Raw genomic sequence first — 23,285 nt, forward strand, 5'->3', positions numbered from 1 at the left:
ACATCTCCTTTGCGCCGCGCGGTTATTGCCCCGGCGCGGCTCCCGCAAGTCCGAACGGCACGATCTTGTTGGCAACGTCGTGCCCGATATCCGCCGTGCCCAGGAACGGGATCGCGTGGCGCTGGCACCAGTGGCGAGCGATGGCCTCGATCTCGTGGCCGAACGGCACGTCGTTTTCCGGCACGTCGCTGACCCGGCCCAGCCGCAGTCCCGCCACTCCGCCGAGGTGCGCGGTGACATGAAAGAACAGGCGGTCCACACCGTAGTGATACTCGGCCACTTCCTCGACCATGACGACATGACCCGACAGGCCCGGCATCAGCGGGGTGCCGCACAGCATGGCCAATGTCATCAGGTTGAAGGCCGCGCGCGGGCGGCCATCGCCGCTGGGTTCGATCCCCGCGCGTTCGCCCGCCAGGAACCCCAGAGTGCGGCGCACGGCCCCCTCGCCCCCGGCGCGGCGGATGTCGGTGGGCATCGGCGCGTGGACCGGGCGGCCGATCCGCGCGCGGTACAGTCCGCCGAGCAAGGTGCCGGCATCGGAATAGCCGAGGAACTGCTTGTCCTGCGCGGCGTGATCGAACCGGGCTATCGCGTCCTGCGCCACCCGCGCCGCGCCATAGCCGCCGCGCGCGAACCACACCGCGTCGAACGTGGCATCGTTGGCGCATTCGACCAGCGCGGCGATCCGCTGCGCGTCGCTGCCCGCGAAATGGCCTTCGGTGAAGAAGCACTGCGGGTGGAAATGCAGTTCCACCCCCGGATAGTCCGCCGCCAGCGCCAGCACGCGCGCCGCATCCTCCTCGGTCAGCGGGCGGGACGGGGCACAGATGGCAATACGGCGCATAGGCCTTCCTAACCCGGTTGCGCTGGCGCGCAAGGCCGCATACCGGAGGCAGGATGAGCGAACTGACCCAGCACCCGTGGTTTTTCTGTGGCATTGGCGGATCGGGCATGTTGCCCCTGGCCCTGATCCTGAAGGGCAAGGGCGCAGCGGTGTCCGGATCCGACCGCAGCCGCGACCAGGGCCGGACGCCGGAAAAGTTCGCCTGGCTGGAAAGCCTGGGCTTCACCCTGCTCCCGCAGGACGGCAGCGGCATCACCTCAGCCGATCAGGTGCTGGTGGCGAGCGCAGCGGTGGAAGATACCGTGCCGGAGATGGTCCGCGCGCGCGAACTCGGCTGCGCGCGGCTGAGCCGGGCCGAACTGCTCGCCCGGCTGTTCAATGCCGATCCGTGCGGGATCGCGATTGGCGGGACCAGCGGCAAGAGCACGGTGACCGGGATGACCGGCTGGATCATGACCCAGGCCGGGCGCGATCCGACGATCATGAACGGCGCGGTGATGAAGAACTTCGTCAGTGCCGACGCCCCCTTCGCCAGCGCGCGAGTCGGCCAGGGCGGCGTGTTCGTGTCCGAAGTCGATGAAAGCGACGGCTCGATCGCGCTCTACCGGCCCAAGGTGGCGGTGCTGCTCAACGTCAGCCTCGACCACAAGTCGATGGATGAACTGCGCGCCCTGTTCAGCGATTTCCTGGGCATGTCTGACATTTGCGTGGTCAACCTCGACGATCCCGAAGCCGCGGCGCTGATGCCCGAATTCACCCCGCACGTGACCTATGGCGTGACCAATCACGAGGCGCAGATCGGGGTGTTCGCCGATACGATCATGGAAGGGCCGCTGTTGATTTCCGCCACCGTGATCGACCGCCGCGATGGCTATGCCCATCCGCTGGTGCTGGACGTGCCGGGCCGTCACAACCTGTCGAACGCTCTGGCCGCGATTGCCGCTGCTTGCGCCGCCGGGGTGCCGGTGCGCGAGGCGGTCGACGCGCTGTCGACCTTCAAGGGGCTGGCCCGCCGGTTCGACGTGGTCGGCACCAGCGCATCGGGGATCACGGTCATCGACGATTTCGGCCACAACCCGGAAAAGTGCGCCGCTACGCTTGCCACGCTGAAAGCCCATCCGGGCCGGGTGATCGCGCTGTTCCAGCCGCACGGTTATGGTCCGCTGCGCCAGATGGGCCGCGAGTTGGCGCAGGTGTTTGCGCGGATGCTTGGCCCGGACGATGTCACGATCCTGTGCGATCCGGTCTATTTCGGCGGCACGGTTGACCGCAGCGAGGGCAGCGAACGGATCGTCAAGCTGATCGCCGAGGGCGGCGGCCATGCCGAATACGTTCCCGCGCGCGATGCCTGCGCGGCCCGGATCGCGCAGCTCGCCCGCCCGGGTGACCGCGTGGTGGTGATGGGCGCGCGTGACGACACGCTGAGCCAGTTTGCGCGGGACCTGCTGGCGCGGGTGTAACGCCCGCCCTGCATTTTTAGACCACGGTATGAATTTGGTTGCATCACCGCCCCGCGCGTTCCTATAGCTGCGTCTCGAAAAGCCGGGACGCATGGCGCGATCTCCGACGCGATCGAGGACAGGATGCGACCCGTACCACAGCTTCGCCCCCGCCATATCCCGCTGCTTGCCCTGCGTGCCGCCCCCCTGGTCCTGGCCCTCGCCGTACTGGGATCGTGCAGCCGCCCCGCCCCATGGTCGGCGCAGGAAGCCTCGGCCGATAACTGGCTGCATTACGGCGGCTCGGTTTCGGAAAACCACTTCAGCGCGCTGGACGAAATCAACGCGGGCAACGTGGCCGACCTCAAGCTGCGCTGGTTCCTGGACCTCGACACTTTCCCCAGCGTCAATTCAGCGCCGCTGGCGGTGGACGGGATACTCTATTTCTCGGCCGGCTTTTCGGTGATCCACGCGGTCGATGCCCAGACCGGCAAGCTCTTGTGGAAATACGATCCCGAAGTCCACAAGGTGGCGGGATCGAAGCTGCGGATCGGCTGGGGTGTGCGTGGCATCGCCTTTCGCGACGGGCAGGTGTTTACCGGCACGCTCGACGGGCGGCTGCTCGCGATCGACGCGAAGACCGGCAAGCTGAACTGGAGCACGCAGACCACCGAGCCGGATGATGCGCGCTATATCTCGGGCCCGCCCTATGTCTTCGGCAATACCGTGGTGATCGGCCACGGCGGGGCCGATTACGGCGCAACGCGCGGCTATGTGACCGCTTACGACACCCGCACCGGGCAGCAGAAGTGGCGCTTCTTCACCGTGCCGGGCGATCCGGCCAAGGGGTTCGAGAACGAGGCCATGAAGATGGCCGCGAAAACCTGGACCGGCGAATGGTGGAAATACGGCGGCGGCGGCACGGTGTGGCACGCCATGGCCTATGACCCGCAGTTCAACCGGATCTACCTTGGCACCGGCAACGGCTCGCCGTGGAACCAGCGCATCCGCAGCCCGCAAGGCGGCGACAACCTGTTCCTGTCCGCGATCGTCGCGCTGGATGCCGATACGGGCGCCTATGCCTGGCATTACCAGACCAATCCCGGCGAAACCTGGGACTACAACAGCACGATGGACATCGAGTTGGCGACTCTGCCGGTCGATGGCAAGCCCACCCCGGTGATCCTGCACGCGCCCAAGAACGGGTTCTTCTATGTGCTCGATCGCCGCAACGGCAAATTCATCTCGGCCGAAAAGATCGTCCCGGTCAACTGGGCCAGCCATATCGACAAGGCCACCGGCCGTCCGGTCGAAACGGCCGAGGCGCGCTATCCCGGCGGCAAAACCCAGGTGATCTGGCCCGGCCCGATCGGCGGGCACAATGTCGCGGCAATGTCGTTCAGCCCGCAGACGGGCCTGGCCTATATCCCGATCACCCATGCGGCGCGGGCCTTTGTCGATCCGGCGGGCGACCTGCGCCAGTGGAAGTCCAAGGGCAACCGGATCTACGATACCGGCACCGGCAACGCCCCGCCCGAGGTCAAGCTGCCACAGGGATGGAGCGCGCTGCTCGCCTGGAACCCGGAGACGCAGAAGGAAGCCTGGCGCGTCCCCCTGCCCGGCCTGGTCCAGGGCGGCACGCTGGCCACCGCCGGCGGGCTGGTGTTCCAGGGCAACGTGCTCGGCAAGGTGGTTGCCTATGACGCGAAGAACGGCAAGCCGCTGTGGAATTTCGACGCGCAAGTCGGGATTCAGGCGCAGCCGATCACCTACCGGGCGGGCGGCAAGCAGATGGTGACGATCATCGCCGGCTGGCGCGGCACCGGCTATGGCGGCGGGCCGACCTGGGAATACCGCCAGCAGCCGCGCCGCGTGCTGACTTTCGCGCTCGATGGCCAGGCAGCCCTGCCCGCGCCGCAGCGTACCGAATTGCCGCTGGTCGATGCCCCGGGTTTTACGGTCGATCCCGCCAAGGCCAAGGTCGGGCAGGAGGTCTATGGCACCCGCTGCATGATCTGCCACGGCCCGGCCCTGCGCGCCAGCGGCGCGGCGCCCGATCTGCGCCGCTCGCCCATCCCGCCCTCGCGCGAAGCGCTGGTGGCGGTGCTGCGCGAAGGCGTGCTGCGCCCGGCGGGCATGCCCAGCTTCGAAGACCTGAGCGACGCCCAGATCAACGGGCTGCAACACTACGTGGTGCAACAATCGCGCGCGGCGGCGAGCAAGTAGCTCGCCGCCCGCACGGGGCCGGTCAGCGCAGCAGCTTTTCCAGCATCACCAGGGTGGGATCGCCCTCCACGCCGTGGGGGGTGAAGCCCTTTTCACGCTCCAGCTCGATCGCGGCATGGTTTTCGCGGTCCTCGATCGCGATCACCCGGCGCAGCCCGCGCTTGCGTGCCGCTTCGGCCAGCACGTCGAGCAAGGCCCAGCCCACCCCCTTGCCGCGCCAGTTCTGGCAGACCGAAATGGCCACTTCGCCCGTGTCGAGCGGATTGTCGCAGGCCAGCATGGCATGGCCGACCAGGGTATCGCTCGCCTCGTCGAACGCCACGAAGCTCTCAGTGCGGAAGTGGTCAACCTCGATCATCGGCACCAGTTGTTCGTGGGTCAGGTGCTTGTGCGCGGTCAGGAAGCGGAAGCGGCGGTCCTCGTCGCTGACCCGGTCGAAGAACTCGGCCAGCAGCGGCTCATCCTCGGCGCAGACCGGACGCACGGCGATCACCGCGCCGCTGCGGGTGCGCAGTTCCTGGACTTCGGGGGCAAGATCTTCGGCAAGCATTGCTCGGCTCCTTTTGCAATGCAGCATCCGTTAGCACTTGCAGCACAAACGGCATTGACCTGGAGCAAGGTTCGCCGGAATTTTCGCGGGGCGCCTAATGCGCCTTCCGCTTCAGCACCTTGTGCAGCAGCAGCGCGATGGCCGCGCCCAGCCCCAGCCCGACCAGCGCCGAGGACACGGCATAGGCCAGCCAGCCAGCCGCGCCGCCGGCCGCTTCTGCGGCGTGCTGGACGCCGTGGGCCAGGTCCGATGGCCAGTGCCAGCCCAGCTCGTGCGTGCCGTGCAGCAGGATCCCGCCGCCGACCCACAGCATCGCCGCCGTGCCCAGCGGCGAAAGCACCGCCAGCACCTTGGGCATGGCATTGACCAGCATTTCGCCCAGCTTCTGGTTCGCCGCGCCCGGCTTTTTCGCCAGGTGCAGGCCGATATCGTCCAGCTTCACGATCAGCGCGACTGCGCCGTAGACCACGATGGTGATCACCACCCCGACCAGCGCCAGGATCAGCGCGCGGCTGACCAGCGGCTCGGTGGCAACTTCGGCCAGGGCAATAGCCATGATTTCCGCCGACAGGATCAGGTCGGTCCGCACCGCGCCGGACACCCGCTCGCGCTCGAATTCGGTCAGGTCGGTGATTGCATCGCCCAGCACTTCGCCGTGATGATCGCCGCCCAGCTTTTCCAGCACCTTTTCCGCGCCTTCATAGCACAGGAACAAGCCGCCGATCATCAGCAGCGGGGTCATCGCCCAGGGCGCGAACTGGCTGATCGCCAGGGCGGCGGGCAGCAGGATCAGCAGCTTGTTGCGCAGCGATCCCTTCACGATCTGCCAGATGATCGGCAATTCGCGGTCGGGCGTGAAGGCGGTCAGGTAGCCCGGCGTGACCGCGGCATCATCGACCACCACCCCGGCAGCCTTGGATCCCGCCTTGGCAGCCGCCGCGCCCAGGTCATCGACCGAGGCGGCCGCCACCTTGGCAATCATCGCCACATCGTCGAGCAGCGCAACAAGTCCGGAAGGCATGGTAAGGCAGTCCTCATCAAGGCAGACCAGCCTGTTGCCAAGACCGGGCGCGCGCCGCAAGGCTTGCATTGCCCGCATAATCGGTTAAAGGCGCGCCCTTCCCCGGGTGCGAATCCGTGGGGAAACGAAGAAAGCCGGAGGGGCCCCGCAATGGTGCGGATCAGCCAGCGATCGGTTAGAGAGATAAAGGAAGCTGCCGTGGCTCTATATGAGCACGTGTTCCTGGCACGCCAGGACCTCAGCCAGGCGCAGGTCGATGCGCTGGCCGCCACCGCGACGGAAATCGTCGAAGCCAACAATGGCAAGGTGACCAAGACCGAGACCTGGGGCCTGAAGAACCTGGCCTACAAGATCAAGCGCAACCGCAAGGCGCACTTCGTGCTGCTCAACATCGAAGCGCCCGCCGGCACCGTTGCCGAACTGGAACGCCAGACCGCGATCAACGAAGACGTGATCCGCTGGCTGACCGTGCGCGTCGACGAGCTGGAAACCGGCCCGTCGGTGCAGATGCGCAAGCAGGACCGCGAGCGCAGCAAGCGCCGCGAACGCGAGGAGTTCTAAGAGATGGCCCGCGCATTTTTCCGCCGCCGCAAGAGCTGCCCCTTCTCGGGCAAGAACGCTCCCAAGATCGATTACAAGGACACGCGCCTGCTCCAGAACTACATGTCTGAGCGTGGCAAGATCGTGCCGAGCCGCATCACCGCCGTTTCTGCCAAGAAGCAGCGTGAACTGGGCCAGGCGATCAAGCGTGCCCGTCACCTGGGCCTCCTGCCCTACCTCGTGAAGTAAGGGGAGACAGGACCATGCAGATCATCCTGCTCGAACGCATCGAAAAGCTGGGCACCATCGGCGATGTCGTGACCGTCAAGGACGGCTACGCACGCAACTTCCTGCTGCCCAACAAGAAGGCGCTGCGCGCCAACGATGCCAACCGCAAGGTTTTCGAAGCCAACCGCTCGAAGATCGAAGCCGACAACGCCGCCCGCCGTGCCGATGCCGAAAAGCATTCGGAAAACGTCGAAGGCAAGTCGGTCGTCCTGATCCGCGCCTCGTCGAACGCCGGCCAGCTCTATGGTTCGGTCTCGGTGCGTGACATCGCCGACGCGCTGAACGCCGAAGGCGCCGACGTGTCGAAGTCGATGATCGTGCTCGAACGCCCGATCAAGACCATCGGCGTGTTCGACGTGAAGGTCGCGCTGCATCCGGAAGTGGCCGTGACCGTCAAGGTCAACGTCGCCCGCTCGCCGGACGAAGCCGAGCAGCAGGCTGCCGGCGTCGACGTGATCGCGGCGATGTTCGAAGACGACGCAGCTGAAGCGGCCGCCGCCGCCGGTGAATTCGAAGCCGGCAACGGCGAAGACATCGAAGCGGAAGCTCCGGCCGCCGAAGGCGACGCCTGAGCCTCATCAGCTTGAGCCAAACGTTGAGGGGGTGCTTCGGCGCCCCCTTTTCGTTTGTACCGCAGGGGCCAATGCTGGCTGCCCGACCACAGATTGTTCCGCGTCATTGAAATTTCATGCAAGTTCCGCTAGGAGCCTGCGATGGAAAGAACAGAAAACGTCATCGCGGAATTGGTCCGCCTTTATGAAACCGCCGTCTCCACCCTGCGCCGCGACATTGCCGCATTCGCCCAGGACGGCACTCTCCCGCCCCCCGATCGCCGCGCCAGCCGGGCCTGGAACTATCCGGAAGTGCGCCTGCGTTACAGCGGTGTCGAAACCCGCCCGGACCTGGCCCGCGCCTTTGGCCGGCTGGGCCACGCCGGCACTTTCGCCACCACGGTGACCCGCCCGGCGCTGTTCGCCGATTACCTGACCGAACAGCTGGGCCTGCTGGAAGACGACTACGCGATCGAGATCGAGGTTGGCCCTTCGGCCCAGGAAATCCCCTTTCCCTATGTGATCGACGCCAGCAGCGGTCTCGGCACGATCAGCCCGCTCGAACTGTCGAAGCATTTCCCCGCCACCGAGCTGGCGATGATCGGTGACGAGTTGGCCGATGGCATCGCGGTGGAAACTGACGACGATGCCACCCCGCTGTCGCTGTTCGACGGGCTGCGCACCGATTTCAGCCTGGCGCGGCTGGCGCACTATACCGGCACCGCGCCGGAACATTTCCAGCGCTTCATCCTGTTCACCAACTATCACCGCTATGTCGATGAATTCGTGGACTGGGCGGCGCAGCAGCTGGGCAAGGACGATTTCACCATGCTGTCGGGCGCCGGCGGCCTGCTGATCGACCAGCCGACCGACAATGCCCGTGATATCCTGTCGGACACGGCCTGGCGGCGGCACCAGATGCCGGCCTATCACCTGGTCCGCCCGGACCGCTCGGGAATCACGCTGGTCAACATCGGCGTCGGCCCCAGCAATGCCAAGACGATCTGCGATCACCTCGCGGTGCTGCGCCCCGAAGCCTGGCTGATGATCGGCCACTGCGGGGGCCTGCGCGATACCCAGCGGATCGGCGACTATGTGCTGGCCCACGCCTATCTGCGCGACGATCACGTGCTGGATGCGGTGCTGCCGCCGGAAATTCCGATCCCCGCGATTGCCGAAGTGCAGATCGCGCTCGCCCGCGCGGCGGAAATGGTCAGCGGCGATATCGGCGCGAACCTGAAGAAGCGGATGCGCACTGGCACGGTCGCCACCACCGACGACCGCAACTGGGAGCTGCGTTATACCCATTCCGCGCAGCGCCTGTCGCTCAGCCGCGCGATCGGGATCGACATGGAAAGCGCGACCATCGCCGCGCAGGGCTATCGCTTCCGCGTGCCTTACGGGACGCTGCTGTGCGTTTCGGACAAGCCGCTGCACGGCGAATTGAAGCTGCCCGGCCAGGCCAACCGCTTCTACGAGGAAGCGATTGCCGCGCACCTGCAGATCGGCACCACGACCTGCGAATTGCTACGCGCCGAAGGGGCCCGCCTGCACAGCCGCAAGCTGCGCGCGTTCAAGGAACCGCCGTTCCGGTGAGGGATCAGCGGGGCGAAGGAAAAGCCCTTCGCCCCGCCCTCATCCCTTACCAGCCGGGCTTCTGCCCCTTGTTCTGCTGGTCGAGCCACTTCTTGAGCGGCGCGAAATAGGCCATCATCGCCTTGCCGCTGATCTCGCGGCTGCCGGTGAAGGCATGCAGCGCATCCGGCCAGGGCTTGCTCGCGCCCATTTCCAGCATCGCGTTGAACTTCTTGCCCACGTCCTTGTTGCCATAGAAGCTGCAGCGATGCAGCGGGCCCTTCCACCCGGCCTGCTTGCACGCGGCTTCGTAGAACTGGAACTGCAGGATCCGCGCCAGGAAATAGCGGGTATAGGGCACCATCGCCGGGATGTGATACTTCGCCCCGGCATCGAACGCGTCCGCGCCGCGCGGCCCCGGCGGAATGATGCCCTGGTAGTTCAGGCGCATGTCGGTCCACGACTTGCCATAGTCGGCAGGCTTGATCTCGCCCGAGAACACCTGCCAGCGCCAGCGGTCGATCAGCAGGCCGAACGGCAGGAACGCCACCTTGTCCATCGCCTGGCGCAGCAGCAGCCCGGTGTCCTTGTCGGCCGAAGGCACCTTGGCGCGGTCAAGCAGGCCGATCTGCACCAGGTATTCCGGCGTGATCGACAGCGCGACGGTATCGCCGATCGCTTCATGGAAGCCGTCGTTCGCGCCGTCGAGGTAATAGGCCGGCTGCTTGTTGTAGGCGCGCTGGTAGAAGTTGTGGCCCAGCTCGTGGTGGATCGTGGTGAAATCGTCGCCGTTCACCTTGATGCACATCTTGATCCGCAGGTCATCGACGTTGTCGAGGTTCCAGGCCGAGGCATGGCACACCACTTCGCGGTCCTGCGGCTTCACGAATTGCGAGCGTTCCCAGAAGGTCTTGGGCAGTGGCGCGAGGCCAAGCGAGGTGAAGAACCCTTCCCCGCCCTTGACCATCCTGAGCGGATCATAACCCTTTTCCTTGAGCAGGTCGGTGGTGTCGAAGCCCAGGTCGCCAGCGCCAGCGGGAGCAACCACGTCATAGATGTTGCCCCATTCCTGCGCCCACATGTTGCCCAGCAGGTCGGCGCGGATCGGGCCGGTCTTGCCTTGCACCGCGTCGCCATACTTCTGGTTCAGCTTCATCCGGACATAGGTGTGCAGCGAATCGTAGAGCGGCTTGACCTCGGCCCACAGCTTCTCGGTCAGCGCGGCGAACTGTTCGGGCGGCATGTCATAGTTCGAGCGCCACAGCGCGCCGGTATCGGCATAACCCAGTTCCTGCGCCCCGGCATTGGCGGCGGCGACCAGCCTGGCGTAATCGTCCTTCATCGGCTTGCCGACATTGTCGTGCCAGGAAAGCCACATTTCCTTCAGTTCGTCCGGGTTGCGATTGGTGCCCATCGCCGCTTCGATGTCGCTGCCGTTGATCGGCGCCCCGCGCAGCGTGCCCTTGCCCTTGCCGTAGACACCTTGAAGCTTGGCGTTGAGCGTGGCCACTTCCTCGGCCGCGCCGGGCTTGGTCGCGGCGGGCAGGACGATCAGCGTACGCATCCGCGCCAGCTTGCGCGTGGTGTCATAGTCCAGCCCCGGCGTGCCGGCGTGCTTCGCCGCCTCGATCGCGGTCTTGACGTTGAATTCGGTCGCGGCTGCCCCGGCGCGCGCGGTCAGCGCTTCGGTGTCCTGGTTGATGTAGGTCTGATAGACCCATTCGGCCTGCCCGCCTTCGATCCCCAGCCGGGCATATTCAGCCTCGGCCTTGGTCACGAAATCCTTGGCGGCCTGCTGCGGGTTGGCGGCATCGGCCATGGCCGGCGCGGCCGTGAGCGCCGCGGACAGCGCGGCGAGCGAAACCAGTCTTTTCATTGTCTTGTCCCCTTGGGAATACTCCGACCCGAAGGCCGATGGGACAAGGCTGGCCATGGGCGCGCGCGCCGTCAAGCGCGGATCGGCAGAAGGCTTCAGTCGATCAGAAAGTCGCGAATCGCCAGCCCCAACTCGGGCTTGGCAACGCAGCTCATGTGGGTGCCGGGCACGGTCGCCAGCGTGGCATTGGGCAGCGCGGCCTGGAGCAAGTCGGGCGAGCCGTTGTCGCGGTCCTGATCGCCGTTGACCACCAAAGTCGGCATGGTGATCGCCGCCAGCTGTTCGGGCGCGGTATCGCTGAACGTCTGCAGCAGCAGCCGCGCGGCCACCCGGTCCACCTTCATCGTCTTCATGAACGACACCGCCGGAAAGGCAGGATCGCCATGCTTGACGCTGCCGAACCGGTCGATCGCGTCGATGAAGAAGGCGCCGCGCCCGGTCCAGCCGGCCAGCCCTTCCAGCCCCATCCCACCCAGCACCAGCTTGCGTGGGCGCAAGCCCCGGATCACCGCCCGGACTGAAGTGCGCGCGCCGAGCGAAAACCCGCACAGGTCATAGTCCGACAGCGCCAGGTCCGCGACCACGGCGGCAAGGTCGAGCGCCAGCACATCGTCGGGATAGGCGACTGCGTCGTGCGGCGCCTCGCTCTGCCCGTGGGCGCGCAGATCGGGCATGATCACGTCGAACCCGGCTTCGGCCAGCACCTGGGCGTGGCCGAACTTGATCCAGTTCATCTCTGCGCTGGAAAACAACCCATGCAGCAGCACCAGCGGCCGCCCCGCACCCATGCGGTGCACCGCCAGCCGCGTGCCGAGGTGGCCGGGCACCATGCTGGTCACGGGCTGCATTACGCGGTTCAACCCTTCTTGAGGTGCCGGCGGCCGAGCAGTTCGGCGATCTGCACCGCGTTGAGCGCCGCGCCCTTGCGCAGGTTGTCGGACACGCACCACAGCGTCAGGCCGTTATCGACCGTGGGATCCTCGCGCACGCGCGAGACGAAGGTCGCGCCATCGCCGACGCATTCGACCGGGGTGACGTATCCACCGTCCTCGCGCTTGTCGACCAGCATCACGCCGGGCGCTTCGCGCAGCAGGTCCTGGGCCTGTTCGGCTGAAATCTCGTCCTCGAATTCCAGGTTGATCGCCTCGCTGTGGCCGACGAACACCGGCACGCGCACGCAGGTCGCCACCACCTTAATCCTGGACCCCATGATCTTCTTGGTTTCGACCACCATCTTCCATTCTTCCTTGGTCGAACCATCATCCAGGAAGCTATCGATGTGGGGGATGACGTTGAAAGCGATCTGCTTGGTGAACTTCACCGGATCGGCGCTGTCCCCGACGAAGATGTTGCGGCTCTGCTCGAACAGCTCGTCCATGCCCTGCTTGCCCGCGCCGCTGACCGACTGGTAGGTCGCGACCACCACGCGCTTGATCTTCGCCGCATCGTGCAGCGGCTTTAGCGCCACGACCATCTGCGCGGTCGAGCAGTTGGGATTGGCGATGATGTTCTTCGCCTTGTAGCCGTCGATCGCCTCGGGGTTCACTTCCGGCACGATCAGCGGCACGTCCGGGTCCATGCGATAGAAGCTGCTGTTGTCGATCACCACGCAGCCGGCCGCCGCCGCCTTGGGGCCATAGGTTTTCGCCACGTCCGAACCGGCCGAAAACAGCGCGATGTCCCAGCCGGTGAAATCGAAATGCTCGATATTGCGGACCTTGAGCATCCGCCCGGTTTCGCCAAACTCGATCTCGTCCCCGGTCGAGCGCGAGCTGGCGAGTGCCGCCACCTCGTCGCAGGGGAACTCGCGCTCGGCCAGAACGTTGAGCATTTCGCGCCCGACATTGCCGGTCGCGCCAACCACCACCACCCGGTAACCCATCGTCGTTCTCCGCCAGAGGCTGCTCGCCTCGATTCAATAAAAATCCAATCGTCACCCCGGACTTGCTCCGGGGTCCAGCTTTGGACCTGTCCCTGCGCCAAGAGAACAAGCGGGACCCCGGGTCAAGCCCGGGGTGACGCAATGGGAGAGATCATCTTACTTCGGCGGCGTCACCCCGTGGCGTTCGAGGAAGCCGAAGATGGTCTCCCACAGGTGCTTGCCCACCTTGGGGCCGGACACGCGGTGGGTGAAGCCGGGGTAGAGCATCATTTCGAACGGCACCGCCTCGGCCTGCATTCGCGCGATCAGGGCCGAACTGTTCTCGAACACCACGTTGTCATCGGCCATGCCGTGAATGATCAGCAGCGGGTCCTTGATTTTGCCCGCGTCGGGCAGCGCGCTACTTTTCGTATAGGCAGCGCCGTCGGCCTGGGGCGTCCCCATGTAGCGTTCGGTGTAGTGGGTGTCGTATAGTTCCCAGCGCGTCACCGGCGCACCGGCGATGGCTGCGGCATAGAGCCCCTGATCGGCCTGGAGCATCTTGATCGACATGTAGCCGCCATAGGACCAGCCATAAGTCGCGATCTTGGCCGGATCGACGAAGGGCAGGCCCTTAAGATACAGCGCCCCGGCCTTCTGGTCCTCGACCTCTATCCCGCCCATCGCGCGGTAGAGGTGGCTGGCGAATTCGACCCCGCGATGCTCGCTGCCGCGGTTGTCGATCGCGAAATAGATATAGCCCTTGTCGACGATCGCCTGTTCCAGCGCCCCGCCCCAGGCGCGGGTCACGGTCTGCGCGGTGGGGCCGCCATAGTGCTGGAAGAACACCGGATAGCGCTTGCCCGGCTGCATGTCCGGCACGATCATCTTCCAGTGCAGCTCGGTCCCGTCCGCCGCCTTGATCGTGCCGAACTGCGGCGCGCGGTGGCTGGCGAGGTAGGGCGCATAGGGATGATCGCCCGCCAGCCGGTTCTCCTCGACCCAGGCGAGCCGCTTGCCCTTGGCATCGGCAACATAGACCTGCGGCGGCTGGCTGGGCGAGCTGCGGCTGACCAGCAGGGTCTGCCCGCCCCTGTCCATGCTCGCGTCGTAATTCCACCCCGCCTCGCCCAGCGCCTGCACCTTGTCCGGGTGGGCCAGGTCCAGCGCATAGAGCTGCATCGCCAGCGGATCATCGCGAGTGGCCAGGAAGAACAGCTTGCCCTTGGCCTCGTCCACCCCGACCAGCTTCGAGACCACCCACGGCCCCTTGGTCAGCTGCTGCCACTGGCTTTCGGGATAGTTGCTGGGGCGATAGCGATAGAGGTGCCCGAACCCGTCGCGCTCGGACCACCAGATCATGCTGCCGTCCTTCAGCATGCGGTAATTGTCGGACAGGTTGATCCAGCTGCGCGGCGCGGCCTGTTCGCTGAACAGCATCCGCGAGGCGCCACTCGCCGGATCGACGCTGAGCAGGTCAAGCCGGGTCTGCGCGCGGTTCTGGCGCTGGACATAGAGCGCCTTGCCATCGGGCGCCCAGTTGACCCGGGCAAGGTAGATGTCCTTGTCCGCCCCCAGATCGACCTGGACGCGGCCCGACCCGTCGGGCTTCATCACATGGAGCGAGACGTCCGAATTGGCCGATCCGGCCACCGGATAGCGCTGCTGGAACGTGCGGGTGCCGTCCGCGCCAATCGCCGCGCGGGTGACCACGCCGACGGGGGCATCGTCGAACCGCTGCACCGCGATGCGGCTGTCGTCAGGCGCCCACCAATAGCCAGTGAAGCGGGCCATTTCCTCTTGCGCGACGAATTCCGCCTCGCCCCAGTGGACCGTCTCGGCGGCTTCCGGCGGGGTGATCGGCGCGGTCTCGCCGCCCAGCTTGCCCACGTAGAACTGCCGGTCGCGCACGAACGAGACGTAGCCGCCCTTGGGGCTGAGCGCGGGGTTGAGCTCGTCCGCCTGCGAAGCAGTCAGCTTGCGGACCGACCCGTCGAGCCCGGCGAGGAACAGGTCGCCGTCCAGCGGCACCAGGATCGCCTTGCCGTCGGCCGCCCAATCATAGCTGACGATGCCTTTCAGATCGCCGATCCGCTGGCGTTCGCGCTGCATCTTCTCGGCCTCGGACAGGTCCTTGCCCGAACCGAGCTTGAGGCTGTCGACCAGCATCGACCATTTCCCACTCGTCCGGTCGAAGCCCCACAGGTCATAGCGCTCACGGTCGTCGGCGCGGCTGCGCAGCATCGTCAGGTAACGGCCATCGGGCGAAAGCTTCACCCCGCGCGGCACCGCCCCGTTCAGGCTGGGGCTGGCAAAGACGCGCTCCAGGCTGAGCGGCTGTCCCTCGGCGGGTTGCGCCGCGCTCACCCGTGCCTCCTGGGCGTGGAGCGCGGGCGACAGGGCAAGCAGCGGCAGGGCCAGGAAATAACGCGACAGGTGCATGGCAACATGATGGTCCCGAACAGGAAAAGGGCGCCCCGGCGATGGCCGGGACGCCCTTTCTAGTTCACTCGACGCGAAGCGCTAGGGGCTTAGCCCTCGTTACGCACGTCGCGGCGTTCCGCGATGCGCGCGCGCTTGCCGGTGCGGCCGCGCAGATAGTAGAGCTTCGCACGACGCACCACGCCCTTGCGGACGACGGTGATCGAATCGATGTTCGGCGAGTAGAGCGGGAACACGCGCTCCACGCCTTCACCGAAGCTCATCTTGCGGACGGTGAAGTTGGAATTGATGCCCTTGTTCGCACGCGCGATGCACACGCCTTCGTAGGCCTGGACACGGCTGCGTTCGCCTTCGATCACCTTCACGCCGACGCGGACGGTGTCACCGGGGCGGAATTCCGGAATTTCCTTGGCGGCCTTGGCGATTTCCTCGGCCTCGATCTGCTGGATCAGGTTCATGAACCCTAGTCCTTCTTCTTTTGCCGCGCGCCAGAGGCAGGCTGGTCCCGAGCGTCACTGTGACGCTCCCAAAGGTCCGGCCTGCGTAACCGTGTGTCGATCTCGGACTGTGACTTGCGCCACGCCGCGATCTTCGCATGATCCCCCGATCGCAGCACTTCAGGGATCGTGCGCCCTTCCCACTCGGTGGGTCGGGTATAGTGCGGATACTCGAGGAGGCCGTTCTCGAACGATTCCTCGGTCCCGCTGGAAGGGGCGCCCATTACGCCGGGAAGCAGCCGAATGCAAGCGTCTAACAGCATGATTGCCGCCGGTTCCCCGCCGGACAGGACAATGTCGCCGACCGACACTTCCTCGACCGCCCGGCCCTCGAAAATCCGTTCGTCGAACCCTTCGAAGCGCCCGCACAGCACGATCACGCCCGGCCCCGCCGCCAACTCGCGCACACGGGCCTGGGTCAGCGGCTTCCCGCGCGGGGTCATGGCGAGGATCGGCGCCTCGGGATTGAGCGTGCGGGCATGGTCGATCGCCTTGGCCAGCACGTCGACGCGCAGTACCATGCCCGCGCCGCCACCGGCCGGCGTGTCGTCCACGGTGCGGTGCTTGTCGATCGCGAAATCGCGGATCTGGACGGCGTCCAGCGCCCACTTCCCCTCGTCCCGCGCGCGGCCGGCCAGGCTGATTCCCAGGGGGCCAGGGAACATTTCGGGGTAGAGCGTCAGGACGGTGGCGTGAAAGGTCATCGCCGCCGCCTTTTCCAGATTGACGCGCAACAGGCAAATGCAGACTTGAGCTTGCCCCGCACCGGGGCCAGTCTGGCATGATGAAGCTTGCCCTGCTGCCCGCCCTTGCCGCGCTGATCTCCGCCGTTCCCGCCTTGGCCGAGGAAATCGGCGAATGCCGATTCGACCGCGACACGCTGACCTTTGCCGGCACGCCGGTGGAACAGGCCGGCTGCCTGCTGCGCAAGGTCAAGCTGCTGGGCGAAAAGGAGGTGCAGCCCCTCCCCCCGGTGATCCGCAAGTTGCTGGAAAGCGAAACGGCGCCCACGGCGGCGATGAAGGAAGCCGCGCTGGCGGCCTTTCCGCAGCCGTACCAGGACTATGCCCGGCAATATGCCGATGCGCCGATCAGCCAGACCGAAGCCGGGTTGCCCGCGCGCTATTTCGTGATCCACGATACCAGCGACCCGTTCTACAAGGACGCGCCCTTTCCCAAGCGGCTCGACACGGACCTTCGGGTCAACAGTTTCACCAGCTACATGGACGGCACTTTCGCCAAATCGCCGGTGGCGCACATCTTCCTCAACCGGGTCGGGCAGATCTGGGCGGGCCACGAATTTCAGGAAGGCTGGCGCGCGACCAAGCTGGAAAGCCGGGTGATTGGCCCCGCCGCGCGCGGACGCTTCGTCCATATCGAAACGGTCCAGCCGCGCCGGTTCCTGCCGGGCGCGACCAACCGGGGCTTTACCCAGGGGCCAAAGCCGGGGTTCAGCAAGGCGCAGTACCGGATGCTCGCCGCGCTCTACGTCTACACCAGCGCGCGCGCCGGGCAGTGGCTGATCCCGGGGTTCCACGCCACGGTCGACGCCGGCATCCCCGATGCCCACGACGATCCGCAGAATTTCGAGCTTAAGCAGTTCGCCAGGGAACTGGAAAAGCTGGTGAAGGACTAGTCGTTCCAACCCCGGAACAGTCGTCACCCCTGACTTGATCCGGGGGCCAGCTTTGTTTTGCGGCCTCACGCGCCGCGATCACTCCGCGAGCGAGAAGCTGGATCCCGGGTCAAGCCCGGGATGACGGGATTGGATCGCAAATCGCGTGGAGCGAGCTAGTCGAACAGGTCCGGCCTGATCGGTTGGGCCTGCTTGCGCCGACCGATCCACAGCGCCACCGGCAGGCCGACCAGCAGGGCCATCAGCAACGCCAGAACCAGCACGGCCACGGTCGGCACCACCGGCCCGACGCCGCCGTCATTGCCCGACAGGATCGAGGCGATCGGCAAGATCACCGGCACCAATCCCGCAGCGGCCGCCGCTACCACGCTGCGGCGGCGCAGCGACCAGCCCGGCTGGCGGATCGCCAGAATGCCCGCCATTCCCGCCGCAATCGCGGCCGGAATGGCGATGAAGAACACCAGGATCAGCAGGAATGCCATAGTGACAGCCTAGCCGCTCAGTCCTCGGCCGCAAAGGCGGCGGTGATGACCAGGCGCTCGGCGCTCCATTCGGGCACAGCATTGTCGCGCATCGGCACCATGAAGCGCTTGCCCGGCTTGCCGTCTTCCCCGGCGGGGCGCTGGATTTCCAGCACGTCGCCCGCGCCGAAATTGTCGACCGCGACACAGGTGCCCAATGGCTCGCCCGTATCGGACACGGCGGGCAGGCCGATCAGGTCGGCGTGGTAGTATTCGCCCGCGCCCAGCGGCGGCAGCGCGCCCCGCGGGACGGTGAGCGCGGTGCCGCGCAGCTTTTCCGCCGCCGTGCGGTCGGTCACTTCGGCAAAGCGGGCAATCGCCCCGCCCTTGCCGTCGTCGCGCAGCTTGGTCAGCGTCAGGCTGGAATCGTTGAAGGCGCGGAACCGCCGGAGCGATTCCACGCCTTCACCGAACAGCTTGAGCCGAACCTCGCCCGTCACCCCATGCGCGCCGGAGACGGCGGCCATGGTGACGGGGCGGTCCGCAGCCAAGGCTTAGCCTTCAGCCTGGGCTTCGCCGGCTTCGGCAGCCGGAGCTTCCTCGACTGCAGCTTCTTCAGCGGCCGGAGCGGCAGCTTCTTCAGCAGCAGCCTTGGCGGCTTCTTCGGCTTCAGCCAGCTTGGCGGCCTTGTCTTCAGCGCGGTCCTTGGCCTTCTGGCCCGGTTCACCCTTCTTCGGGTTCACGGTCGCGGCGCGTTCCTTGATCCCGGCCTTGTCGAGCATACGGGCGACGCGATCGGTCGGCTGGGCGCCAACGCCGATCCAGTAACGCACGCGGTCTTCGACCAGGCGCACGCGGTTGTCATCGTCCTTGGCCAGCAGCGGGTTATAGGTGCCGACCTGTTCCAGGTACTTGCCGTCGCGCGGGGCGCGGCTGTTGGAAACGACGATCTTGTAGTACGGACGCTTCTTCGAACCGCCGCGCGAAAGACGCATGGAAACAGACATTTGAACTACCTTTCTATCAAATCGAAATAACTGAAATCACTTCTTGAGCAGGTCCCCGATGTTGCCGGGCAGCGATCCGCCCCCCAGCCCCGGCAAGCCGCCACCCTGGCCACCGCCCAGCCCCGGCATGGCCGCACCCAGCCCGCCCTTGCCGAACAGCTTGGCCAGGCCGCCGAGGCCACCCATCTTCTTGATCTGCTTCATCGCGCGCTCCATTTCCTGGTGCATCTTGATGAGCTTGTTGACGTCCTGAACCTGCACGCCCGAACCGTTGGCAATGCGAATCTTGCGCTTGGCGTTGAGCAGGTCCGGCTTGGCGCGTTCCTTGGGGGTCATCGACCCGATGATCGCGTCCATGCGCAGCAGCACCCGGTCATCCATGCCTGACTGCTGCATCGCCGCCTTGGCCTTCTTCATCCCCGGCAGCATGCCCGCCAGCGCGCCAAGCCCGCCCATCGACTGCATCTGGCGCAGCTGGGTGCGCAGGTCGTTCATGTCGAACTGACCCTTGGCCATGCGCTCGGCCATGCGCTCGGCTTCTTCCTGCTCGATCGCCTGGGCCGCCTTTTCGACGATCGAGACGATGTCGCCCATGCCGAGGATGCGGCTGGCGACGCGGGCCGGCTGGAACACTTCCAGCGCATCGAGCTTTTCGCCGGTGCCCGCGAACTTGATCGGCTTGCCGGTGACGTGGCGCATCGACAGCGCCGCGCCGCCGCGCGCATCGCCGTCCATCCGGGTCAGGATGACGCCGGTCAGATCAACCTGGCCGGTAAAGGCCTGAGCGACGTTGACCGCGTCCTGACCGGTCAGCGAATCGACCACCAGCAGCGTTTCGCGCGGAGAAGTGGTCGCCGCGACCGCCTTCATCTCGTCCATCAACTGCTGATCGACGTGGAGCCGGCCCGCGGTGTCGAGCAACAGCACGTCCACCGCCTGCAGCTTGGCCGCCTGCATCGCGCGGGCGGCAATATCGACCGGCATCTGGCCCGGGACGATCGGCAGGGTCGCAACCTCGACCTGCTCGCCCAGCACCTTCAATTGTTCCTGCGCCGCCGGGCGATTGACGTCGAGCGACGCCATCATCACCTTCTTGCCCTGCTTTTCCTTGAGCAGCTTGGCCAGCTTGGCGGTGCTGGTGGTCTTGCCCGAACCCTGCAGGCCGACCATCATGATCACCACCGGCGGGGTGGCGGCCAGATCCAGTCCGGGCACTTCGGTGCCGCCCAGCATGTCGACCAGGGCATCATTAACGACCTTGACCACCTGCTGGCCGGGGGTGACCGACTTCAGGACTTCAACGCCAACGGCCTTTTCGGTGACATCGTCGATGAAGCGGCGGACCACCGGCAGCGCGACGTCGGCTTCGAGCAGCGCGATTCGCACTTCGCGCATCGCATCGCGGACGTCCTGTTCCTTGAGCGCGCCACGGCCCCGCAGTCGGTCGAAGACATTGCCCAACCGGTCTGACAGTGCGTCGAACATTCGCTCACGTACTCCACATCAACGCGAAAAAAGCCGGTGGGCGAAACCTCGCCGACCAGCTTGCCGCTAGAACTCTGTTTGGTGAATGGTGGAGCCTAGCGGGATCGAACCGCTGACCTCCTGCATGCCATGCAGGCGCTCTCCCAGCTGAGCTAAGGCCCCGTACCATTCATCCGACCGGCTCTGGAAACCCGGTCAATGCCCCCGGTGTCTCGCCGGGAGGCCGCCCCTCTAGTGGCGGCCTTCCAGCTTGGCAAGAGGGTTTTTTACCTCAAACGTCGTCGGTGTCGCCATCGCCGTCGATACCGACGCCCAGGTCGTCATCGCCGCCCAGATCAACGTCGTTATCCGGCGAATCGCCGTCCTCGTCGATGTCCAGATCGGCATCGGCCAGATCGACATCAGCGCCTTCTTCGACCTTGTCCTTCTGGATTTCCTCGTAGGGAATCGGCTGCTTCGACTTGAGCACCGGCTCGGCATGCCAGGCATAGCCGCATTCGATGCAGGTGATCGGGTCGTCCTTGCCCAGATCGTAGAAGCGGGTGCCGCACTTCGGGCAGCCGTGCTTGGCGCCCCATTCAGGCTTGACCATACAATTCCTCACTTGCGCCGCCCGGGCGGGCCGCGAATTTGGCTTAATACGTATTGGGAGGCTGATGCGCCAGTCCCAGCGCGGGGCGCGCCTTGCCATAGCCCGCGCCCGCTGTCAAAAGCCGCGCGCATTTCCCGCCCCTTGTTGCGAAAGCCCGCCTCTTGTCCTCTGCCGATCCTGCCCAGATGCGCCCCCGCCGCTTCCTGCCCAGCGCCCCGCTGAAGGGCCGGATCCGTGTGCCTGGCGACAAGTCGATCAGCCACCGCTCGATCATGCTGGGCGCGCTGGCGGTGGGCGAAACGCGGGTCACCGGGCTGCTCGAAGGGGAAGACGTGCTCTCCACCGCCGCCGCGATGCGGGCGATGGGCGCGCAGGTTGAGCGGCTGGGCGAAGGCAGCTGGTCGGTCCACGGGGTCGGCGTCGGCGCCCTGCTCCAGCCGCAGGCCGCGCTCGACATGGGCAATTCGGGCACGTCCACCCGCCTGCTGATGGGGCTGGTCGCCAGCCACCCGATCACCGCCAGCTTCATCGGCGATGCCAGCCTGTCGAAGCGCCCGATGGGCCGGGTGATCGAACCGCTGAGCCGCATGGGCGCGCAGTTCACCGCCAGCCCGGGCGACCGGCTGCCGCTGATGCTGCGCGGCGCCCAGCCCGCCGTGCCGATCGAATACCGCCTGCCGGTAGCCAGCGCCCAGGTAAAGAGCGCGGTGCTGCTGGCCGGGCTGAACACGCCAGGCCTGACCACGGTGATCGAACCCATCCCCACCCGCGACCATTCCGAACGGATGCTGCGAGGCTTCGGCGCGGAACTGGACGTGGAGATTGAGGCAGATGGCACCCGCGTGATCCGCATTCGCGGCGAAGCGGAACTGAAGCCGCAGGTGATCGACGTGCCGGGCGATCCCTCGTCCGCCGCGTTCTTCATCGTCGCCGCTCTGGTAGTGCCGGGCAGCGAGCTGCTGATCGAGAACGTCGGGCTGAACCCCACCCGCGCCGGGCTGGTCGAAGTGCTGCAACAGATGGGCGGCGACATCACCCTGCTGAACGCGCGCGAGGTGGGCGGCGAGCCGGTGGCCGACCTGCTGGTGAAACATTCCGCACTGCGCGGCATCGCGGTCGATCCCGCCATCGCCCCCAGCATGATCGACGAATTCCCCGCGCTGTTCGTCGCCGCTGCCCTTGCCGAAGGAACCACCGTGACCACCGGCCTCGACGAGCTGCGCGTCAAGGAAAGCGACCGTCTGGCGGTGATGGCCGCCGCGCTGTCCGCCGCCGGCGCGCGGGTGAGCGAGCAGGAAGACGGCCTGACGATCGAGGGCACCGGCGGCGAACCGCTGCCCGGCACTTCCGGCGCGATCGCCACGCATCTCGACCACCGCATCGCCATGGCGATGACGGTTGGGGGTCTGGCCAGCAAGGCCGGGGTCGAAGTGGACGACACGCGCCCCATCGCCACCAGCTTCCCGGTGTTCGAAGCCATGCTCGACGGGCTGGCGGGATGAACGAGACCTTTGCCAATGCCTGCGGATTCGTGGGCATGGCCTGCATCATCTTTGCCTATGGCTACGCCACTCATGCCCGGCAGCCCAATCCGTTCGTCCAGCACGGGGTAAATCTGGCGGGCGCGGCGCTGCTGACGGTGTCGCTGCTGGTCAACACCAACCTGGCCTCGCTGACGCTGGAAGGGTTCTGGGCAGCGATTGCCATCTGGGGCCTGGCCAAGGCGTTTCGCGAACGCAGGAGCAAGTCATGATCATCGCCGTCGACGGCCCGACCGCATCGGGCAAGGGTACCCTGGCCAAGGCGCTGGCCGCGCATTTCGGCTTGCCGCATCTCGATACTGGCCTGCTCTACCGCGCGGTCGGGCGGCAGGTCAGCCTGAACGGCGGCAATCCCGACGATCCGGCCGACGCCCTGGCCGCCTGCGCCTTTCCCGACAGCCTGCTGGACGATCCCGAGCTGCGCAGCGAGGCCAGCGGCGGCCTGGCCAGCCGGGTCTCGGTCCATCCAGACGTGCGCCATGCGCTGTATGAGCGCCAGCGCGGCTTTGCCCTGCAACCGGGCGGTGCGGTGCTGGACGGGCGCGACATCGGCACCGTGATCGCGCCCGAGGCTGATGCCAAGCTGTTTGTCATCGCCAGCGTTTCCGCCCGGGCGGAACGCCGCTTCAAGGAAATGCAGGCCAGCGGACGCGCCGTCGCCCTGGCCGAGATCGCCGCCGATCTTGAGGCGCGCGACCTGCGCGACCGCACCCGCGCCGAAGCTCCGCTGGTAGCGGCAAACGACGCAGTGCTGCTCGACACCAGCGATCTGGGCAAGGACGAGGCGATTGCCGCCGCGATCCGGATCGTCAGCGAACAGGCCGCCGCCCGGCGCTGAAGCGTTGCGGCC

At 66.3% G+C, this 23,285-nt stretch carries 24 protein-coding genes and 1 tRNA gene; 10 read left to right on the plus strand and 15 right to left on the minus strand.

Going from position 1 to position 23,285, the window contains the following annotated elements; all coding sequences use genetic code 11:
- Nucleotides 1-22: 22 nt before the first annotated feature.
- Nucleotides 23-847 (minus strand): LD-carboxypeptidase, encoded by an 825-nt coding sequence (locus ACE3N9_RS00570; protein WP_374279804.1) that lies wholly within the window; start codon nucleotides 845-847, stop codon nucleotides 23-25.
- Nucleotides 848-900: 53 nt separating this feature from the next.
- Between ACE3N9_RS00570 and murC the strand changes: the two genes are divergently transcribed.
- Both murC and ACE3N9_RS00580 read left to right on the plus strand, forming a co-directional pair.
- Nucleotides 901-2,307: a UDP-N-acetylmuramate--L-alanine ligase gene (murC, locus tag ACE3N9_RS00575; protein WP_374279806.1), complete on the plus strand. Its 1,407-nt coding sequence runs from the start codon at nucleotides 901-903 to the stop codon at nucleotides 2,305-2,307.
- 123 nt (nucleotides 2,308-2,430) lie between these two features.
- Nucleotides 2,431-4,512: a PQQ-dependent dehydrogenase, methanol/ethanol family gene (locus ACE3N9_RS00580; RefSeq protein WP_374279808.1), complete on the plus strand. Its 2,082-nt coding sequence runs from the start codon at nucleotides 2,431-2,433 to the stop codon at nucleotides 4,510-4,512.
- A 22-nt stretch (nucleotides 4,513-4,534) separates the two neighbouring features.
- On the opposite strand, the gene ACE3N9_RS00585 is transcribed toward ACE3N9_RS00580, so the two are convergent.
- A complete protein-coding gene (locus tag ACE3N9_RS00585; protein ID WP_374279810.1) occupies nucleotides 4,535-5,062 on the minus strand; it encodes an N-acetyltransferase family protein in 528 nt (175 codons plus the stop codon).
- A 94-nt stretch (nucleotides 5,063-5,156) separates the two neighbouring features.
- Nucleotides 5,157-6,083 carry a DUF808 domain-containing protein gene (locus ACE3N9_RS00590; protein WP_374279812.1) on the minus strand — a complete coding sequence of 309 codons (927 nt, stop codon included), beginning with the start codon at nucleotides 6,081-6,083 and terminating at the stop codon, nucleotides 5,157-5,159.
- Between the two features lie 198 nt (nucleotides 6,084-6,281).
- Here ACE3N9_RS00590 and rpsF point away from each other — a divergent pair, with 198 nt between their 5' ends.
- The 4 genes from rpsF (at nucleotide 6,282) to ACE3N9_RS00610 (ending at nucleotide 9,058) form a co-directional block, all read left to right on the plus strand.
- Entirely contained in the window at nucleotides 6,282-6,644 is a 363-nt protein-coding gene (gene rpsF, locus ACE3N9_RS00595; protein WP_374279814.1) for a 30S ribosomal protein S6, read from the plus strand.
- Between the two features lie 3 nt (nucleotides 6,645-6,647).
- The gene (rpsR, locus tag ACE3N9_RS00600; RefSeq protein ID WP_088309634.1) at nucleotides 6,648-6,872 is read left to right on the plus strand and encodes a 30S ribosomal protein S18; all 225 of its coding nucleotides are present in this window, start codon (nucleotides 6,648-6,650) and stop codon (nucleotides 6,870-6,872) included.
- 14 nt (nucleotides 6,873-6,886) lie between these two features.
- Nucleotides 6,887-7,483 carry a 50S ribosomal protein L9 gene (rplI, locus tag ACE3N9_RS00605; RefSeq protein ID WP_374279817.1) on the plus strand — a complete coding sequence of 199 codons (597 nt, stop codon included), beginning with the start codon at nucleotides 6,887-6,889 and terminating at the stop codon, nucleotides 7,481-7,483.
- A gap of 141 nt (nucleotides 7,484-7,624) precedes the next feature.
- The gene (locus tag ACE3N9_RS00610) at nucleotides 7,625-9,058 is read left to right on the plus strand and encodes an AMP nucleosidase (protein WP_374279819.1); all 1,434 of its coding nucleotides are present in this window, start codon (nucleotides 7,625-7,627) and stop codon (nucleotides 9,056-9,058) included.
- Between the two features lie 46 nt (nucleotides 9,059-9,104).
- Here ACE3N9_RS00610 and ACE3N9_RS00615 read toward each other — a convergent pair whose 3' ends face one another.
- The 6 genes from ACE3N9_RS00615 to trmD form a co-directional block, all read right to left on the minus strand.
- The gene (locus ACE3N9_RS00615) at nucleotides 9,105-10,913 is read right to left on the minus strand and encodes a M2 family metallopeptidase (RefSeq protein WP_374279821.1); all 1,809 of its coding nucleotides are present in this window, start codon (nucleotides 10,911-10,913) and stop codon (nucleotides 9,105-9,107) included.
- A gap of 95 nt (nucleotides 10,914-11,008) precedes the next feature.
- Nucleotides 11,009-11,761: an alpha/beta fold hydrolase gene (locus ACE3N9_RS00620; protein WP_374279823.1), complete on the minus strand. Its 753-nt coding sequence runs from the start codon at nucleotides 11,759-11,761 to the stop codon at nucleotides 11,009-11,011.
- Between the two features lie 8 nt (nucleotides 11,762-11,769).
- The gene (locus tag ACE3N9_RS00625) at nucleotides 11,770-12,795 is read right to left on the minus strand and encodes an aspartate-semialdehyde dehydrogenase (RefSeq protein ID WP_374279825.1); all 1,026 of its coding nucleotides are present in this window, start codon (nucleotides 12,793-12,795) and stop codon (nucleotides 11,770-11,772) included.
- Between the two features lie 156 nt (nucleotides 12,796-12,951).
- Nucleotides 12,952-15,216 carry a DPP IV N-terminal domain-containing protein gene (locus tag ACE3N9_RS00630; protein ID WP_374279827.1) on the minus strand — a complete coding sequence of 755 codons (2,265 nt, stop codon included), beginning with the start codon at nucleotides 15,214-15,216 and terminating at the stop codon, nucleotides 12,952-12,954.
- A gap of 89 nt (nucleotides 15,217-15,305) precedes the next feature.
- Entirely contained in the window at nucleotides 15,306-15,674 is a 369-nt protein-coding gene (gene rplS / locus ACE3N9_RS00635) for a 50S ribosomal protein L19 (RefSeq protein WP_374279829.1), read from the minus strand.
- Between the two features lie 5 nt (nucleotides 15,675-15,679).
- Nucleotides 15,680-16,417 carry a tRNA (guanosine(37)-N1)-methyltransferase TrmD gene (gene trmD / locus ACE3N9_RS00640; RefSeq protein WP_374280320.1) on the minus strand — a complete coding sequence of 246 codons (738 nt, stop codon included), beginning with the start codon at nucleotides 16,415-16,417 and terminating at the stop codon, nucleotides 15,680-15,682.
- 77 nt (nucleotides 16,418-16,494) lie between these two features.
- Between trmD and ACE3N9_RS00645 the strand changes: the two genes are divergently transcribed.
- Nucleotides 16,495-17,349 carry a hypothetical protein gene (locus tag ACE3N9_RS00645; protein WP_374279831.1) on the plus strand — a complete coding sequence of 285 codons (855 nt, stop codon included), beginning with the start codon at nucleotides 16,495-16,497 and terminating at the stop codon, nucleotides 17,347-17,349.
- Nucleotides 17,350-17,504: 155 nt separating this feature from the next.
- Here ACE3N9_RS00645 and ACE3N9_RS00650 read toward each other — a convergent pair whose 3' ends face one another.
- The 6 genes from ACE3N9_RS00650 to ACE3N9_RS00675 all read right to left on the minus strand — a co-directional run bounded on the left by ACE3N9_RS00650 (nucleotide 17,505) and on the right by ACE3N9_RS00675 (nucleotide 20,894).
- Nucleotides 17,505-17,831, minus strand: a complete 327-nt coding sequence (locus ACE3N9_RS00650) for a hypothetical protein (protein WP_374279833.1) — start codon at nucleotides 17,829-17,831, stop codon at nucleotides 17,505-17,507.
- 17 nt (nucleotides 17,832-17,848) lie between these two features.
- The gene (gene rimM, locus ACE3N9_RS00655; RefSeq protein ID WP_374280322.1) at nucleotides 17,849-18,337 is read right to left on the minus strand and encodes a ribosome maturation factor RimM; all 489 of its coding nucleotides are present in this window, start codon (nucleotides 18,335-18,337) and stop codon (nucleotides 17,849-17,851) included.
- 27 nt (nucleotides 18,338-18,364) lie between these two features.
- Nucleotides 18,365-18,817 carry a 30S ribosomal protein S16 gene (gene rpsP / locus ACE3N9_RS00660; protein WP_374279835.1) on the minus strand — a complete coding sequence of 151 codons (453 nt, stop codon included), beginning with the start codon at nucleotides 18,815-18,817 and terminating at the stop codon, nucleotides 18,365-18,367.
- A gap of 36 nt (nucleotides 18,818-18,853) precedes the next feature.
- The gene (gene ffh, locus ACE3N9_RS00665) at nucleotides 18,854-20,302 is read right to left on the minus strand and encodes a signal recognition particle protein (RefSeq protein ID WP_374279837.1); all 1,449 of its coding nucleotides are present in this window, start codon (nucleotides 20,300-20,302) and stop codon (nucleotides 18,854-18,856) included.
- An 86-nt stretch (nucleotides 20,303-20,388) separates the two neighbouring features.
- Nucleotides 20,389-20,464: transfer RNA gene (locus ACE3N9_RS00670), tRNA-Ala, on the minus strand.
- 109 nt (nucleotides 20,465-20,573) lie between these two features.
- Entirely contained in the window at nucleotides 20,574-20,894 is a 321-nt protein-coding gene (locus tag ACE3N9_RS00675) for an FYDLN acid domain-containing protein (protein WP_374279839.1), read from the minus strand.
- Between the two features lie 185 nt (nucleotides 20,895-21,079).
- On the opposite strand from ACE3N9_RS00675, the gene aroA reads away from it, so the two are divergent.
- Genes aroA through ACE3N9_RS00690 form a run of 3 tightly spaced genes read left to right on the plus strand, consistent with a single transcriptional unit; the run spans nucleotide 21,080 to nucleotide 23,273 of the window.
- A complete protein-coding gene (aroA, locus tag ACE3N9_RS00680) occupies nucleotides 21,080-22,396 on the plus strand; it encodes a 3-phosphoshikimate 1-carboxyvinyltransferase (RefSeq protein WP_374279841.1) in 1,317 nt (438 codons plus the stop codon).
- Complete coding sequence (locus tag ACE3N9_RS00685) at nucleotides 22,393-22,647, plus strand: permease (RefSeq protein ID WP_374279843.1); 255 nt, start codon at nucleotides 22,393-22,395, stop codon at nucleotides 22,645-22,647. The genes aroA and ACE3N9_RS00685 overlap by 4 nt, the downstream gene beginning before the upstream one ends.
- Nucleotides 22,644-23,273 carry a d(CMP) kinase gene (locus ACE3N9_RS00690; RefSeq protein ID WP_374279845.1) on the plus strand — a complete coding sequence of 210 codons (630 nt, stop codon included), beginning with the start codon at nucleotides 22,644-22,646 and terminating at the stop codon, nucleotides 23,271-23,273. The genes ACE3N9_RS00685 and ACE3N9_RS00690 overlap by 4 nt, the downstream gene beginning before the upstream one ends.
- Nucleotides 23,274-23,285: the final 12 nt, after the last annotated feature.

Origin of the sequence: Novosphingobium sp. (assembly GCF_041905565.1) — a bacterium.
GTDB lineage: Bacteria > Pseudomonadota > Alphaproteobacteria > Sphingomonadales > Sphingomonadaceae > Novosphingobium.

Excerpts from the sequence above, each read along its gene's own strand:
- ACE3N9_RS00570 (WP_374279804.1), bottom strand. The coding sequence starts at position 847 with ATGCGCCGTATTGCCATCTGTGCCCCGTCCCGCCCGCTGACCGAGGAG.
- murC (WP_374279806.1), top strand. The coding sequence starts at position 901 with ATGAGCGAACTGACCCAGCACCCGTGGTTTTTCTGTGGCATTGGCGGA.
- ACE3N9_RS00580 (WP_374279808.1), top strand. The coding sequence starts at position 2,431 with ATGCGACCCGTACCACAGCTTCGCCCCCGCCATATCCCGCTGCTTGCC.
- ACE3N9_RS00585 (WP_374279810.1), bottom strand. The coding sequence starts at position 5,062 with ATGCTTGCCGAAGATCTTGCCCCCGAAGTCCAGGAACTGCGCACCCGC.
- ACE3N9_RS00590 (WP_374279812.1), bottom strand. The coding sequence starts at position 6,083 with ATGCCTTCCGGACTTGTTGCGCTGCTCGACGATGTGGCGATGATTGCC.
- rpsR (WP_088309634.1), top strand. The coding sequence starts at position 6,648 with ATGGCCCGCGCATTTTTCCGCCGCCGCAAGAGCTGCCCCTTCTCGGGC.
- rplI (WP_374279817.1), top strand. The coding sequence starts at position 6,887 with ATGCAGATCATCCTGCTCGAACGCATCGAAAAGCTGGGCACCATCGGC.
- ACE3N9_RS00610 (WP_374279819.1), top strand. The coding sequence starts at position 7,625 with ATGGAAAGAACAGAAAACGTCATCGCGGAATTGGTCCGCCTTTATGAA.
- ACE3N9_RS00615 (WP_374279821.1), bottom strand. The coding sequence starts at position 10,913 with ATGAAAAGACTGGTTTCGCTCGCCGCGCTGTCCGCGGCGCTCACGGCC.
- ACE3N9_RS00620 (WP_374279823.1), bottom strand. The coding sequence starts at position 11,761 with ATGCAGCCCGTGACCAGCATGGTGCCCGGCCACCTCGGCACGCGGCTG.
- ACE3N9_RS00625 (WP_374279825.1), bottom strand. The coding sequence starts at position 12,795 with ATGGGTTACCGGGTGGTGGTGGTTGGCGCGACCGGCAATGTCGGGCGC.
- ACE3N9_RS00630 (WP_374279827.1), bottom strand. The coding sequence starts at position 15,216 with ATGCACCTGTCGCGTTATTTCCTGGCCCTGCCGCTGCTTGCCCTGTCG.
- rplS (WP_374279829.1), bottom strand. The coding sequence starts at position 15,674 with ATGAACCTGATCCAGCAGATCGAGGCCGAGGAAATCGCCAAGGCCGCC.
- trmD (WP_374280320.1), bottom strand. The coding sequence starts at position 16,417 with ATGACCTTTCACGCCACCGTCCTGACGCTCTACCCCGAAATGTTCCCT.
- ACE3N9_RS00645 (WP_374279831.1), top strand. The coding sequence starts at position 16,495 with ATGATGAAGCTTGCCCTGCTGCCCGCCCTTGCCGCGCTGATCTCCGCC.
- ACE3N9_RS00650 (WP_374279833.1), bottom strand. The coding sequence starts at position 17,831 with ATGGCATTCCTGCTGATCCTGGTGTTCTTCATCGCCATTCCGGCCGCG.
- rimM (WP_374280322.1), bottom strand. The coding sequence starts at position 18,337 with ATGGCCGCCGTCTCCGGCGCGCATGGGGTGACGGGCGAGGTTCGGCTC.
- rpsP (WP_374279835.1), bottom strand. The coding sequence starts at position 18,817 with ATGTCTGTTTCCATGCGTCTTTCGCGCGGCGGTTCGAAGAAGCGTCCG.
- ffh (WP_374279837.1), bottom strand. The coding sequence starts at position 20,302 with ATGTTCGACGCACTGTCAGACCGGTTGGGCAATGTCTTCGACCGACTG.
- ACE3N9_RS00675 (WP_374279839.1), bottom strand. The coding sequence starts at position 20,894 with ATGGTCAAGCCTGAATGGGGCGCCAAGCACGGCTGCCCGAAGTGCGGC.
- aroA (WP_374279841.1), top strand. The coding sequence starts at position 21,080 with ATGCGCCCCCGCCGCTTCCTGCCCAGCGCCCCGCTGAAGGGCCGGATC.
- ACE3N9_RS00685 (WP_374279843.1), top strand. The coding sequence starts at position 22,393 with ATGAACGAGACCTTTGCCAATGCCTGCGGATTCGTGGGCATGGCCTGC.
- ACE3N9_RS00690 (WP_374279845.1), top strand. The coding sequence starts at position 22,644 with ATGATCATCGCCGTCGACGGCCCGACCGCATCGGGCAAGGGTACCCTG.